The sequence below is a fragment of the Oceanospirillum sediminis genome, assembly GCF_014164585.1.
Taxonomy (GTDB): domain Bacteria; phylum Pseudomonadota; class Gammaproteobacteria; order Pseudomonadales; family Halomonadaceae; genus Oceanospirillum; species Oceanospirillum sediminis.
Map to the genome: position 1 here is coordinate 1 of NZ_JACJFM010000194.1, position 385 is coordinate 385.

Below are 385 nucleotides of genomic sequence, written 5' to 3' on the forward strand. Positions count from 1 at the left end.
AGCGAGAACAGGAAGAAAAGCGTAAAAAACTAGATGCTTTAATTGGTGGTGTAAGTAAATCTGATGGTTCAGAAACTGGTAGTGAAGGAAATGATAATAAAGCTGGCGATAAAGGACAATTAGATGGGAATCCATATGCGCCTAGTTATTTTGGAGGACAAGACACTGGCAGTGGTGGTGTAGGATATGGTTTAAATGGTAGAGGAAGAGCTTCTTTCAAAAGGTTAAAACAAGATTGTAATGAATCTGGGCTTGTTATTGTTCGTATCGTAGTAAATAAGAGTGGCAACGTTATTGAAGCTACACCGGGTGTTAAAGGTACTACTAACACTGCACAATGTTTGTTAGAGCCTGCAAAAAAAATAGCTTTATCCCATAAATGGCC

Annotated in this window: 1 protein-coding gene; it reads left to right on the forward strand. The window is 38.4% G+C overall.

What is annotated here, in order from left to right:
- Positions 1 to 385, forward strand: a 385-nt coding sequence (locus H4O21_RS28385) for a hypothetical protein (RefSeq protein WP_220495874.1), incomplete at both ends; no start/stop codon positions are given.